Origin of the sequence: Vibrio chemaguriensis (assembly GCF_012275705.1) — a bacterium.
Taxonomy (GTDB): Bacteria; Pseudomonadota; Gammaproteobacteria; order Enterobacterales; family Vibrionaceae; genus Vibrio; species Vibrio diabolicus.
On record NZ_SHOE01000005.1, the window covers coordinates 111,215 to 123,947 of the forward strand.

The 12,733-nt window shown below is 43.3% G+C and carries 15 protein-coding genes; 7 read left to right on the top strand and 8 right to left on the bottom strand.

The annotated features are described in order from the left end of the window. Positions 1 to 138 precede the first annotated feature (138 nt). Positions 139 to 753, bottom strand: a complete 615-nt coding sequence (locus EX191_RS07030) for an outer membrane beta-barrel protein (RefSeq protein WP_005373936.1) — start codon at positions 751 to 753, stop codon at positions 139 to 141. Positions 754 to 933: 180 nt separating this feature from the next. Then, on the bottom strand, positions 934 to 1,818 hold the full coding sequence (locus EX191_RS07035; protein ID WP_005392662.1) for a LysR family transcriptional regulator: 885 nt from the start codon (positions 1,816 to 1,818) through the stop codon (positions 934 to 936). A gap of 94 nt (positions 1,819 to 1,912) precedes the next feature. Between EX191_RS07035 and EX191_RS07040 the strand changes: the two genes are divergently transcribed. Then, complete coding sequence (locus tag EX191_RS07040) at positions 1,913 to 2,809, top strand: DMT family transporter (RefSeq protein WP_046873824.1); 897 nt, start codon at positions 1,913 to 1,915, stop codon at positions 2,807 to 2,809. 72 nt (positions 2,810 to 2,881) lie between these two features. Here the strand turns inward: EX191_RS07040 and EX191_RS07045 are convergent, their stop codons facing one another. The 4 genes from EX191_RS07045 to pncB all read right to left on the bottom strand — a co-directional run bounded on the left by EX191_RS07045 (position 2,882) and on the right by pncB (position 6,569). Beyond that, positions 2,882 to 3,661 (bottom strand): methyltransferase domain-containing protein, encoded by a 780-nt coding sequence (locus tag EX191_RS07045; RefSeq protein ID WP_193447439.1) that lies wholly within the window; start codon positions 3,659 to 3,661, stop codon positions 2,882 to 2,884. Between the two features lie 170 nt (positions 3,662 to 3,831). Further along, positions 3,832 to 4,350, bottom strand: a complete 519-nt coding sequence (locus tag EX191_RS07050) for a glycine zipper 2TM domain-containing protein (RefSeq protein ID WP_005392659.1) — start codon at positions 4,348 to 4,350, stop codon at positions 3,832 to 3,834. A gap of 214 nt (positions 4,351 to 4,564) precedes the next feature. Beyond that, on the bottom strand, positions 4,565 to 4,924 hold the full coding sequence (locus EX191_RS07055; RefSeq protein ID WP_006741341.1) for a hypothetical protein: 360 nt from the start codon (positions 4,922 to 4,924) through the stop codon (positions 4,565 to 4,567). A gap of 334 nt (positions 4,925 to 5,258) precedes the next feature. Continuing rightward, complete coding sequence (gene pncB, locus EX191_RS07060) at positions 5,259 to 6,569, bottom strand: nicotinate phosphoribosyltransferase (protein ID WP_182037065.1); 1,311 nt, start codon at positions 6,567 to 6,569, stop codon at positions 5,259 to 5,261. A 299-nt stretch (positions 6,570 to 6,868) separates the two neighbouring features. Here pncB and EX191_RS07065 point away from each other — a divergent pair, with 299 nt between their 5' ends. Genes EX191_RS07065 through EX191_RS07075 form a run of 3 tightly spaced genes read left to right on the top strand, consistent with a single transcriptional unit; the run spans position 6,869 to position 8,668 of the window. After that, positions 6,869 to 7,594: an NUDIX domain-containing protein gene (locus EX191_RS07065; RefSeq protein ID WP_005373953.1), complete on the top strand. Its 726-nt coding sequence runs from the start codon at positions 6,869 to 6,871 to the stop codon at positions 7,592 to 7,594. A 32-nt stretch (positions 7,595 to 7,626) separates the two neighbouring features. After that, entirely contained in the window at positions 7,627 to 8,280 is a 654-nt protein-coding gene (locus tag EX191_RS07070) for an isochorismatase family protein (protein ID WP_005392655.1), read from the top strand. Positions 8,281 to 8,311: 31 nt separating this feature from the next. Further along, on the top strand, positions 8,312 to 8,668 hold the full coding sequence (locus EX191_RS07075) for a VOC family protein (protein WP_048624733.1): 357 nt from the start codon (positions 8,312 to 8,314) through the stop codon (positions 8,666 to 8,668). 3 nt (positions 8,669 to 8,671) lie between these two features. Here EX191_RS07075 and EX191_RS07080 read toward each other — a convergent pair whose 3' ends face one another. Next, complete coding sequence (locus EX191_RS07080; protein ID WP_053808097.1) at positions 8,672 to 9,412, bottom strand: DeoR/GlpR family DNA-binding transcription regulator; 741 nt, start codon at positions 9,410 to 9,412, stop codon at positions 8,672 to 8,674. A 91-nt stretch (positions 9,413 to 9,503) separates the two neighbouring features. Further along, on the bottom strand, positions 9,504 to 9,893 hold the full coding sequence (locus EX191_RS07085) for a VOC family protein (RefSeq protein ID WP_193447440.1): 390 nt from the start codon (positions 9,891 to 9,893) through the stop codon (positions 9,504 to 9,506). A 193-nt stretch (positions 9,894 to 10,086) separates the two neighbouring features. Here EX191_RS07085 and EX191_RS07090 point away from each other — a divergent pair, with 193 nt between their 5' ends. From EX191_RS07090 to EX191_RS07100, 3 genes are all read left to right on the top strand, one after another. Next, positions 10,087 to 10,560, top strand: coding sequence for a peptide-methionine (S)-S-oxide reductase (locus EX191_RS07090; protein WP_193447441.1), 474 nt, complete (start codon positions 10,087 to 10,089; stop codon positions 10,558 to 10,560). Between the two features lie 300 nt (positions 10,561 to 10,860). After that, entirely contained in the window at positions 10,861 to 11,301 is a 441-nt protein-coding gene (locus EX191_RS07095) for a PTS sugar transporter subunit IIA (protein WP_167427256.1), read from the top strand. A gap of 11 nt (positions 11,302 to 11,312) precedes the next feature. Further along, positions 11,313 to 12,713, top strand: a complete 1,401-nt coding sequence (locus EX191_RS07100; RefSeq protein WP_048624728.1) for a PTS fructose transporter subunit IIBC — start codon at positions 11,313 to 11,315, stop codon at positions 12,711 to 12,713. Positions 12,714 to 12,733: the final 20 nt, after the last annotated feature.

The window sequence follows — 12,733 nt, forward strand, 5'->3', positions numbered from 1 at the left end:
AAAGCAAAAAAATAGCACAGGACGCTTAGCAACTAAACTTCCTGTGCTATATCTAAACATATTCAAAGCTTGGACTCAGCTCGACCAACAGAAGTCAAAAACGTGTACTAAGCCAAGAGGTAACTTGAATAAGTATTCTTAGAAACGGTAGCTCATACCTACAGAGAACACGTTGATATCTGCATCAACCGTTACTTTTTCATTGCCAAATTTCGCAATGTCTAGCTCAGGCATCATGTATTCCCATTCAACTTGTAGAGCAAAATTTTCTGTAATAGCGAACTCTGCGCCTAAACCGTACATGCCTGTCACAGTGCTGTCAGAAATGGTGGTATGGCCTGCGCTACCGTCAATCACAGAGTTGCTAATTTTGAATTCAGCATTGAAGTAAGAAAGACCAGCCTTAGCAAAAAGGTTGAAACGATCACCAATAGGTAGAGTCGCCTTTGGTTGAATCGATAGATACTTCATATCACCAACAGTAACAACTTTGCCGTCTAAAGCGTCGTAGCCACCAATGGCTGCTTCTAGAGAAATGTATTCGTTGAACTTGTAACCACCAAATACTTTACCTGAAAGGCTTGAGTCATCTTCAAGTTTAAGCTTAGTGCTAGCGTTGGTACCACCACCATTGATAGAGCCATTAACATCACCAAACGATGCTTGACCTACCGATGCGCCAACGTAAGGAGCTGCGTTTGCAACAGAACATGTTGCTAGAAGGGCTGTCATTAGCCATGTTTTTTTAAACATTGTATTTCACTGCCTGTTAATTATTGAGGTTGTGTTTTGCCCATCCTTAAGCACGTCATGCTATCCATTTCACTCGGTTTCAAAACCAAGTTGATGTTAATGAATAAAAACTCAATAAAACATGAAATATTTAAACACAACTTTGCTACTTTATTTCTTAATTATGACAATTTAGTCATTTTACAAGCACTGTTGCTTCAACCAATTGGTGAGTTTGATGATTTCCGCCTGCTTGGCTCGGCTCTTTTTATGAATAAAATAAAAGCTGTCCCCCGTCTCTAATCCATGAGAAGGGATATACACCAAATCATGCGCTTTATCTCTTTCATTGAGCATAAAATCATTCGCAAATGCGATGCCTTGGTCATAACGTGCAGCCTCAATTGCCAGCAACATATGACTAAAATGTTGAACATCGACATCTTTCGGCAAAGTGTAACCACCCGCTCTGCACCACTCTGCCCAGTCTTTTCCTCTCTCACGATAAATAGAGTCTGTTGACAAAATAGGATATCGCCAAAGCGCTTCTGGAATGGGTTGATCTTGTAACTCTTTCCAAATTTTATGGCTGCATACCGGATACAGCGTTTCCGCGTATAACTTCACCGACATATAGTTGCGCTTTGGCTTCTCTACCGTGATAAAACAATCACCAACGCTATCTGTCTGCTCAGGATCACCAACAACCATATTGAGTGTCAGATCGATTTCCGGATGTAACCGCTTAAAATCAGACAAACGCGGAATAAGCCACTTTACGGCAAGCGAGCTATAAATCGCTAAACGTATGCTGCCTTTGTCCCCTTCTCTCACCTTTTGGCTGGCCATCGCAATAGAGCTAATTGCCGGGCTAATATCCTCTAAATAACGAGCACCAGTATCCGATAAAGAGAGCTTTCTTCCTTGACGAATAAATAATGACTCGCCCAAATAATCTTCCAATAATCGTATCTGATGACTAACGGCACTTTGCGTCACATTGAGCTCTTCAGCCGCAAGCGAAAAGCTAGAGTTTCGAGCGACAGATTCAAAACAGTGAACCGCTCTGAGTGGTGGCAATTTCATTATCTAAAAATCTCATACTTAAACTAATAAATATCACTTCACTTCATCCTATGACATCACCTACTCTTTGGCAAAGAAAGAGGAGAGGAAATAAGTGAAAGTTACATCGGTCGGCGCAGCTATGCTGCTATTAATTGTTGGGAATCTCATTGCGGTGCTTTCAGACTCTTTAATTAAAAGTGTCGGAAATGAAGTGCCTATTTTTCAGTTTGTCTTTTTCCGACAAATTTCCGCAGTGCTTTTTCTACTGCCTGTCTGCTTGCTGACAAAAAAGACTCATTTTCTTGAAGGATTTAAATGGCATGCTGTCCGCGCTCACGTGTGGTTGCTTGGTGCTATATTTATGGTTTTGGCGATTTCATCTTTACCGCTCGCAACTGCGAACGCAATCTTCTACGCCGCGCCATTGATCATGTTGCCGCTTGCAGCAATCTTTTTTGGAGAACAGTTATCTAAGCAATCGGTCGCCGCTGCGATAATGGGCTTTGCCGGTGTATTGGTCATCATTCGTCCAGACCAAATCGATTGGGCAGCGATTTCAGCTTTAGTTGTTGCAATTACTTTAGCAATCAATAACTTGCTCATTCGAAAATTGCCAAAAAATCAGTCTGTGATGCAAACGTTATTGATGACAAACTTGGCAGGTATTCCAGTAGCCTTCTTGCTTGTTCTGATCGAAGCGGAACCTTGGGACTGGAGTGCTTTCCCTGTCGCTGCTGGCTCAAGTTTGTTCATCATGATTTATGCGGCAACATGTGTGATCGCTTACCGCTCGATTGATAGCAACAAAATTGCCAGCGCTGAATACAGTGGTTTAATTGGTGCCGTGTTTGTGGGATTAATCTGGTTTGGAGAAGTGCCAGACATATTTATGGCTATAGGAACAATAATGATTGTTGTGCCGCTGGTTTGGCTTTCTAAACGAGAACGTCGCAAGAAAAAGCTGCAAGCTCAGCAAGAGCGAGAACAAAAAGAGGCGCACGTTACTTAAAATCGCGCTCTATCTCAAAATCTCAAAGACTAAAAAAACCGAGTCGTAAGTACTCGGTTTTTTTATGTGGCTCTAATCCATTCTGATGTAAGCGACCACATGAGATAAAAACTGCCTTGCAAAACGATCATTAAACCGGATGCGATATTCATGATCGGCTTCCGATACTAAACGCCAACCTTCAGCAAAGTACTCTTTGATATCATCGACCGCTTCGTCTTCATTTTTGATGTGTTTCGCGTTCCACTGATAAGTGCAAGAGACAACCATCAGCCCGCCAACCTTGGTGGCTTCTTTTAGAGCGTTGATCACGCTAAGTGGCGACTCACATTGATCAACCACGTTCAAACATACGACTAAATCAAAGCTAGACTGGAGAGTATCGTGCTCAAAAGGTTGGTTAATCAGCGTCAAATCAACATGAGCACATTTCTGTACGATATCTCTATTCTCTACCTCTAAAGCGTTTAAGGTGTTCACATCGTGAAGATAAGTTAGCTCGACTCGTTGTTCTTCTATTAATAGTTGCTTCAAGCCATCCATCAACCTATTTGAAGGCTCCACAAGCGTCGCTTCTTTAAGGTTAGGTAAGCGTTGCACTAACTCATAATAGTTTCTTCCCAGCGCCGCGCCAACCTCAAGTAGGGAATACGGCTGAACGCCGCTCTCAAGTACCATCTGCGCAATAAAATCAGCAACTTGGGAGCAGTGAGGTGATGAAAAAAAAGAGAGTGGGACTTGTTTTGAGCGACTGTTTATCGTCTCAATCTGCTTATCTTCGATGAACTTGTCGAACCATTGCGCTTCGAAATAACCAGCTAAACCGCGATCGGTCAGGTAAAAATCTTCCATGTTTTTTCCGTTCGTACTTTTCGAAAAGTGATTGTATCGAACGCTGAAATTAGCTGGTAATTCTGGCTGCACATTCCCGCGGGAAAATAGATGAAAACACCGCTTATGTGAAAAAGCCCTTTCATCTCAAAGATAAAAGGGCTTGTTAATTACTTCGGTTGAGGAGCTAGTTATTGCGGAAGAACAACTTTGCCATCTTGAATTGGGAACGTTTTTGTCGCTGGCTTGCTCGCTAAGCGAACCGTCGTTGGCGCACCTGAAACTTCATAAGTGACATCGTAACCCACTACTTTTTCAGATGTTGTGTATTCTGTGTGGCACTGCTTTTTCGTCGTTGTCACTACATCGCCTTGTTGCACATTCTCCTGAATCTTACGACCCGTTAATGCACCAGCGATCGTACCAGCTGCAGTTGCAATCACTTTACCTGAGCCGCCACCGATTTGGTTACCCAATGCCGCGCCAGCTGCTGCGCCGCCGACCGTACCAATTATTTTATTATCATCCGTAGGAGCAACTTGCTCCGTTACTACCACGTCTTTACATACTTGGTGTGGATTTTTCACCGTTTCAGTCACCGCTTCAACCAAAGTAATGTTTGCTTGGGTTGGAGCTGGTGGCGTTTTGTCTTTACAGCCTGCTAGTACAGCAACAACTGCCGTTGCAATTGCGATAGATTTCATATTCATGATTTACATCCCAGTATGGTTTGCTTTGATGAGCGGTATAGTAAATCGCAATTAGGAAATCACATCAGGCGAAAACAAACCCTCTGTCATTAACGAGTAAAGAAACACTGTTTTATAAAAGGTACGTCAAGAAACACTCAACAGAATGTCAACTAAGCTAAAACCGTATCATTACTGATTATGGTTAGGCTTGATTAACCTATGAGGCTTATTTTTAAGCCAAGCTTAAAAACAGTTCGTCATCCGTTAAATACTTATGACGGTGACTCAGGTTACGCACGTGCATAAACATAAAGTCAGGAAAACCAGGAGCAATAATATTGTTTGGTTCCCAGCATACACCGCCAACAAACACATATCGCCCTTGCTTGTCATCTTCGTGAAGGGGGTTATTAAGAGGAGAAGAAAACTCTGCGCGACAACCTTCAATCACACAAACAATTTGTCCTTTAAAAAGGCCGATCACGCGCTTAACAAGATTTGCCTTGATGCCACATTTCCATGCTTGACGAGTGGCCATCTCATAGCCATATTTTCGGATCGCTTTCTTTTGCAAATGTACTACTAGGTTCATTTTGACTCCTGATTCAAGCAATTACGCGAAGCCCAAAGTCATAAAAGCAGATAGACGTCTATACCCGAGTGACCTCATGGTACATGGGAATAAACTACGTGATTAGACTGAGTTTAGTGTCTGATGAAAATACACCTTCCACGATGCTGTAACGTATCGATTTACACCAATCATAGGCACATAGCACATCAAAAAAACAACCTCATTTTCGAGTGCTTTCCTACGCTGTATCTGGTTACTTCTGCGTATTACTATAACGAAATCACCCTCTACGTTTGTCTATATAAATTTGTCGTAACGATAGAGGGTGCTTATCAAGAAGGAGGGATAACGCCTACGCGTCGATGAGATAGTTTTGACCTTCAGTTTCTAGACGATCAATCAGTTTACGACACTCATTTAAATCAAGAGGTTGCTCGAAGCGGCGCTTGAGGTTCATCAAAAAGAAGATATCTTCACACATGGCTTTCTCAGGTTCGTCACTGATTTTTGCGACTGGTGAACCATTGCACGTGACCATTTTGATCACGATAGAAAGTGGCTGGTAGGCTTCACCCGCTTTATTGACATAATCACCCATATCATTCGCAAGAAAAGTACCGATACCAAAACTCACCTGAATACGTCCTTGGAAGTACTCGCAAATATCTAACGCTTGTTCGAAGTTAAGTCCGTCTGTAAACACCAGCGTTTTTGTTAACGGGTCTATATTAAGCGACTGATAGTGTGCAATCATTTTTTCACCCCAGCTATAAGGGCAACCACTATCGTGACGTACACCGAAATACGCGTTACTTAGCTCTTCATCAAAGTCTTTAAGGAAGGCATCGATACCAATCGTGTCGGTAAGTGCAATACCTAGTGCACCGTTAAACATTTTTTGCCAACGTTGCAAAGCCACTTTTTGCGAATCTCGCACATTCACCAGAGCTTGATGGCCCATAAACCATTCATGAGCAACGGTACCGATAGGCGTTAAATTCAGTTCTTTTGCTAAGTGGTAGTTGCTTGTTCCTGTCAAACATTCCGGCACTTCCTGGCACAAATATTCCAACATGGTGCGCTGAGCTTGAAAGGAAAAACGTCGACGCGTCGACATATCAGAAAACTTAAAGTTAGTGATGTTACGACGTTTTAGCTCGGATTTTAGGTACCGAATTTTCTCTTCTAAGACGGTGGTAAATTGCGCTACAGGGATATCTGACCAACGCTGACGGCTACGAACTTCAGACACGATGCTCATGATGATCGTTTCGTACAAAATAGTATCTCGCCACAAACCATTGATAGTAATGCGTAACTGGCTTGAGCCATCAGCCATGGCTTTATTATGGAAAGAGACATCACTTTGTGGATTGAAACAGAAATGGCGCAGTGCATCAACAAAGTCAGGATTCAGGTAAGGCGCGACACGCTTAATATATTCGATTTCTTCTTGCGTAAATTGAATGTCTTGCAGTTTAAGAACTTCTGCTTTTACCTCTGGTAGCAGTTCAGAGAGATCTTCCTCGCTACGCACAATAAATTTGTATGACACCATCGCATCAGGGTAAAGCGCTGTTACTGCGCTCATCATATTGACTTTGTAGACATCAAAATCCAAAGCGCTTTGAATGATGCGGGAAGAAAATAGTTTGGTGGTCATTAGGTGCCCTTCTACACGCCCTTCCTGGGTATATAACTTTTTGTTACTAACTAATTTGCGTAAACAATAAACACCCATCTATAGTTTGTCAACTTTTGTTACTAACCACTCATTTTTATAAGGTTTTTCTGTCTAGAATTCGCACACAGATTGTGAATAAGTCAGATTAATTCGTAGATTTATACTCAAGGCGTACTATGAAGCACTACCAAAAACGTTTCGCACAACTCGTTACTTACCCATTGATTGACCACTTGTTATGCGCTAGATTACTTACAAATCAATATTAGGACCCAACCATGATCGTATCTGTCGACATTATTCCATTCAGGCTATCTGGCTGTGCCGATAAAGGACTGGAAGTGTTGTTGATTAAACGTTCAAATCCAAATCGGCCATACCATGGAGTCTGGGCACTACCGGGCGGATTTGTCTTTGATAAAGACTTAACCAGTGAAGGAGGACGCCCGGCCGATGAAAACTTTGAGGCGGCGCGTCGCCGAATTTGCCGCGAGAAAATCCATACCTACCCTCGTCATTTTAGCGAAGCGTTTATCGACGGTGATCCAAAGCGTGATCCAGAAGACTGGAGCTTAAACATTACGCACTACGCCTTGGTCGATCGTAACAATGTAGAGCAAATCAACAATGCTGGTGTACCAGAGTGCCAACTAAAATGGTTTTCGCTACAAGCTATACTCAATGGAGAAGAAACTCTCGCGTTTGACCATCAAAAAACCATTGAAAAAGCGTGGCAGAAGCTTCGTGCATCCATTGAATACACATCGGTTCTTTTGTTTGCATTAGACAAAGAGTTTTTGGTTGCGGACATCATTTCTGCTTATCAAGAGTTTGGTATTGATATTAGCCGAATGACGATTAAGCGCCGCTTGATAGATTCAGGCGTACTAAAACCTACCAATAAAGTCGCTTCTACCAACAAAGGCAAAGGTGGAAAACCCGCAATGGTATATACGCTGACTAGCGACGAAGTAACCTTTTTTCAAAACTGTTTGCGTGGATAAACGCAGGCAATCAGACAGACAAGGAGTCTGCCATGACTGTTCGAGTAAACTATCAAACTACAGCAGTGATCGACGTTGATCCAGAGAAAGGCTTTAGTGAGTTATGTCCAAATGAACTGCCCGTTGCAGGTGCGTTGGAAATCGTACCGGAGCTTCTGAGTAATCATGCCAAAGGCCGATTAAAACTGGTGAGCCGTGACTTGCACCCACCGAAAGCAAAATGGGATGCAGAAACACCAGCCAACATGCTTGAACCCGTCGGTCTACCCAATGTGGATATAAAATGGAACCGCCATTGTGTGCTTGGCACAACAGGTTCTGAACTGCTAGACGGTTTACCACCTGTTTTGGACTATGATTTTCAAGTTAATAAAGGCATGGATCCTGATGCGCATCCTTACGGTATTTTCTTCCATGATATTGCCGATACTAAAACGACAGGCGCACATGAATTTCTAAAATTCAACGGGATTGATACCCTAGTGATCGGCGGTCTCGCGCTAGATTTTTGTGTGAAGAAATCCGTCATGCAAGCACTGGATCTTGGCTACAATGTGGTGGTCAACCTTGCTTCAACTCGCGCAGTGCTGCCTGATAATGTTGAAAATGTGCTGACAGAGCTCAAGGATCAAGGCGCATTATTTGTCGAAAAAGCGGATGACATCATCGTAGAAAAATTCGCCTAGAGGCATGAAACAAATGGATAGGGATTTCACCATGCATCAACATGAAAAATTGAATTACGTTGAATTTGGTTCCACCAATATTAACGCTACAAAACAATTTTTTGAGCGTACCTTTGACTGGACCTTTATCGATTATGGTCCTGAATACTCTGCATTTTCAGGACAAGGGTTAGATGGCGGATTCTTCAAATCTGAGTTTGTAAACCAAACCGCAAATGGTGGCGCACTTTTAGTGTTTTATAGCTCAGATATTCAGGCCACGCAGATAAAAGTTGAGCAGCATGGTGGAAAAATTATCCGCCCTATTTTCGAATTTCCCGGCGGCTGTCGATTCCACTTCACCGAACCAAGTGGAAATGAATTCGCAGTATGGTCGGAGAGCCATTAGTACTTACCCCAACACCACTTCCACACCTAGCTTTTTGATTTGCTCAAGGTCGCTTTTCGGAGCGGCTTTGTCGGTTAACAACACCGATATTTCGTTGGTATTGCCAATTGAAGAAGGATAAATCTGTCCAAATTTACTGGAGTCCGTCAGTACGATGTTACGTCTATTCTTTGCCAGAATGGCCTCTGCGATGTCGGCACGCATCATGTCCCGGCTAGTAAAACCAGTGTCTTGGTGAAATCCGTCGATACCCAAGAAAGCCGTGCTGAAGTGAATGTTCTCAATACAGAGTTTGGTGAGCGGGCCAACGAGGCTCTCGCCTTGATGCTGATACACACCACCAAGCAAGATGATGTTGGCAGAGGTGTTACGGATGAGATGGGCGATGTACGCCGATGGGGTAATGATGGTCACATCGCCGCGTTCAGCTAAAGTGCGAGCCAAGAGCGCATTAGCACTGCCGCCCTCGATCAATACGGTTTCGTTTGGTGATACCAAGTCCGCCGCTTTATTTGCAAGTGATTGTTTAATATCGAAACGGACTTCTAATCGGGTATCAATATCATCACTTTGCAATGCGGTAGCTGCGCCGTGTACGCGCTTTAGATAGCCCTGTTGCTCCAGAAAATTCAAATCCTGCCTGATGGTCACGCCCGACACGCCTATAATGTCAGAAAGCTCCGTGACTTGAACGCGTTTACGATCATTCACTAATTGCAGGATTTCATTTTGTCTTGGGTTCACAGGCTCGCTCCTTATTAATGAGCTTGCAGTATACACCCGAATACTTTCATATGAAAGCAGCCTATGAACGATAGAAATAAGCTAAGTCGCGTTACACCGTAAGCTCAAGACGGTTGCCGTCCGGATCTAAGATGCAGCTTTCGTAGTAACCGTCACCTGTTTGTCTCGGACCGTCGATCCATTGGTAGCCATCATCTACTAAGGTTTTGGTTAATTGATCCACAGCCTGCTCTGATTCTAAAGCGAAGGCAAAGTGTGCTAATCCTGTTACCTGCATCGCATGAGATTTTTCACAAGCGGTCACGCCTTCCATCGACATTAACTCCAATCGTGCTCCACTTTCAAACGAAAGAAAGTAAGATGAAAACTGCTTAGTTGGGTTGTGGTATTTATCGTTAGACACCGCGCTAAAATATTTCTCATAGAAGGCTTTTAACTCTTCCAAACGCTCTGTCCAAATCGCGATATGTTCAATTTTCATTAGGATTCCCCTTAGCTCTTAACTGCGCTCAATCTAACGAGGAAAAGCAGCACAAAAAAGAGAGCAAATCATCACCGAGTTGTTCCTTTTTTATGTCCGAACTGCTCATCGATGAGTCATTAACTCTATGGTTGGAGTTGTGTTTGAGCGAAAGTGATGTCCATAATGGCGCAAAGTTTTACAGGATAAAATGATGGAAGAGATTTACTTCGCAGGCGGCTGCCTTTGGGGCGTTCAAGAATTTATGCGTCACCTTCCCGGCGTAATTAGCACCGAAGCAGGACGAGCAAATGGCACGACGGATAACACTCAATCCGAATACGATGGCTACGCAGAATGCGTGAAAACCCAATTCGACCCTGAACAAGTTTCGGTTGAAACTTTAATGGGGTATCTGTTTGAGATCATCGACCCGCACAGTGTTAACAAGCAAGGTGAAGACGTCGGTGAAAAGTACCGTACCGGTGTTTATAGCCAAAACGAGCAACACCTAACGATTGCTAAAGCGTTTATCGCAGCAAGACCGGATGCCGATAAAATCGCCGTAGAAGTGCTGCCACTCACAAACTACGTGCCAAGTGATGATGAGCACCAAGACCGACTCACGCGCTTTCCAAACGACTACTGCCATATCCCGTTAGATTTGCTGCATAAATATAGAAATTAATGGCCAGCTTTTATCACTGTTTCTATTATCTCAAAACTAAGAGGCGCAACGCCTCTTTTTGCATCCTAACCAGGGCTATTGATCCTCCTCCAGTTCATTTTCATGTCCAGTTATTTATTTCAAAATAACTGGAATATAAATCACATAATAAATTTTATAATATTCCGCATTATTAATGACGGCTATCACACTTAAGATTGAGTGATACAAAAGTATAGTTATTGGTTTTTTTTTACTATTTCCGAAAACCACTTCATTAATTAAATTTGACTCATTACTTCAGTACCAATGAGTCACAAAATGATTACAGAACTAACAAACGTCAATTTAATTAACGGCAACTTTCAAGCAAATAATAAAAAAGAAGTCTTTGAAGAGCTAGCACAGATGCTATTCGAAAATAATCGAATCAGTAGCAAAGAGGCTTTTTTAACCGACATCGAAGCACGTGAAGCATTAAGCGTGACTTCAATGGATGGCATCGCCTACCCACACGCAAAAAGCAAAGCGGTTACAGAGCCTGCAATCGCCGTTGGCGTAAAGCACGAAGGCATCGAGTATGGCGACGAAGAGGGAGTCAAACCAACCGTATTCTTCATGATTGCTTCACCTGATAACGGTACCGACCACCATATTTATGTTCTTCAAGAATTATTCGGAAAATTTAGCGAAGAGTTTATTGAAGATATTCATAACGCAAAAGACGAAAACCAAATACTAAATATTTTAATTAATTCATAAGGCGTGAAATTATGAGTACAATCACAGCTCAAGCTAGTAATAATAGCGATTTCAAAAAAATCCTAAGTACCATGAAAGGTCACCTTTTATTCGGTACTTCTCACATGCTTCCATTTATCGTTGCGGGTGGTGTACTACTGGCTCTGGCGGTAATGGCATCCGGTAAAGGTGCGGTTCCTGCAGACGGGTTATTGGCTGATATTTCTAATATCGGTATTAAAGGTCTGGTGTTGTTCCCAATTATTCTTGGTGGCTTCATCGGTTACTCAATTGCAGACAAACCAGCACTAGCGCCAGCGATGATCTCTTCTGGCATCATGGCTGACATGGGCGGCGGCTTCCTAGGTTGTATCGTCGCTGGTTTTATCGCTGGTGGTGTAGTTCTACAACTTAAGAAGATCCCTCTTTCTGCTAACATGACTGCGTTGGGCGCTTACTTCATCTACCCACTTGTTGGTACGCTTATCTCTGCAGGTATCGTTCTTTGGGGTATCGGTGAACCAATCAAGATCTTCATGGCGTCTATGAACGAATTCCTAGCTTCTATGGCTGGCGCTTCTAAAGTGGTTCTAGGTACGATTCTTGGTGGTATGACTGCATTCGATATGGGCGGTCCCATCAACAAAGTAGCAACGCTATTCGCTCAAACTCAAGTTGACACTCAACCATGGCTAATGGGTGGTGTTGGTATCGCAATCTGTACGCCTCCTCTAGGTATGGCACTAGCAACATTTCTATTCAAGAAGAAGTTCACTAAGCAAGAGCAAGAAGCAGGTAAAGCAGCAGCAATCATGGGTTCTATCGGTATCTCTGAAGGTGCTATCCCATTCGCAGCAAACGACCCTGTACGCGTTCTTCCTTCAATCGTTGCTGGTGGTATCGTTGGCTGTGTGTTCGGCTTCCTAACAGACGTACTGCTACACGCACCATGGGGCGGTCTAATCACAGCTCCTGTATCAAGCAACATCCCAATGTACGTTGTGGGTATCGCACTAGGCTCACTAACAACAGCAGTTATCGTTGGCTTCTGGAAACCAGTTGCTGAAGAAGAAGCAGAAGACGAAATCGTAGAAGCAGCACCTGCACAAGCTCAAGCGGCTCCAGCAGCAGGCGAAGGCGAGTACGACATCGTAGCAGTAACATGTTGCCCATCTGGCGTAGCACACACATTCATGGCAGCGAAAGCACTAGAGAAAGCAGGTGCAGCAGCGGGTCTGAAGATCAAAGTAGAAACTCAAGGTCAAAACGGTATCCAGAACCGCATCACTGACCTAGATGTAGCAAACGCGAAGCTGGTTATTCTAGCTCACGATATCCAAGTAAAAGACGCTCACCGCTTTGCAAAAGCAAACGTTGTTGAGTGTTCAACGAAAGAAGCGATGCGTAACGCAGCGACTCTTGTGAAAGCTTAAACCTTAAGCTCCTCCCCCTA

Excerpts from the sequence above, each read along its gene's own strand:
- EX191_RS07055 (WP_006741341.1), bottom strand. The coding sequence starts at position 4,924 with ATGAACCTAGTAGTACATTTGCAAAAGAAAGCGATCCGAAAATATGGC.
- EX191_RS07030 (WP_005373936.1), bottom strand. The coding sequence starts at position 753 with ATGTTTAAAAAAACATGGCTAATGACAGCCCTTCTAGCAACATGTTCT.
- EX191_RS07095 (WP_167427256.1), top strand. The coding sequence starts at position 10,861 with ATGATTACAGAACTAACAAACGTCAATTTAATTAACGGCAACTTTCAA.
- pncB (WP_182037065.1), bottom strand. The coding sequence starts at position 6,569 with ATGACCACCAAACTATTTTCTTCCCGCATCATTCAAAGCGCTTTGGAT.
- EX191_RS07065 (WP_005373953.1), top strand. The coding sequence starts at position 6,869 with ATGATCGTATCTGTCGACATTATTCCATTCAGGCTATCTGGCTGTGCC.
- EX191_RS07045 (WP_193447439.1), bottom strand. The coding sequence starts at position 3,661 with ATGGAAGATTTTTACCTGACCGATCGCGGTTTAGCTGGTTATTTCGAA.
- EX191_RS07050 (WP_005392659.1), bottom strand. The coding sequence starts at position 4,350 with ATGAATATGAAATCTATCGCAATTGCAACGGCAGTTGTTGCTGTACTA.
- EX191_RS07075 (WP_048624733.1), top strand. The coding sequence starts at position 8,312 with ATGCATCAACATGAAAAATTGAATTACGTTGAATTTGGTTCCACCAAT.
- EX191_RS07085 (WP_193447440.1), bottom strand. The coding sequence starts at position 9,893 with ATGAAAATTGAACATATCGCGATTTGGACAGAGCGTTTGGAAGAGTTA.
- EX191_RS07070 (WP_005392655.1), top strand. The coding sequence starts at position 7,627 with ATGACTGTTCGAGTAAACTATCAAACTACAGCAGTGATCGACGTTGAT.
- EX191_RS07035 (WP_005392662.1), bottom strand. The coding sequence starts at position 1,818 with ATGAAATTGCCACCACTCAGAGCGGTTCACTGTTTTGAATCTGTCGCT.
- EX191_RS07100 (WP_048624728.1), top strand. The coding sequence starts at position 11,313 with ATGAGTACAATCACAGCTCAAGCTAGTAATAATAGCGATTTCAAAAAA.
- EX191_RS07090 (WP_193447441.1), top strand. The coding sequence starts at position 10,087 with ATGGAAGAGATTTACTTCGCAGGCGGCTGCCTTTGGGGCGTTCAAGAA.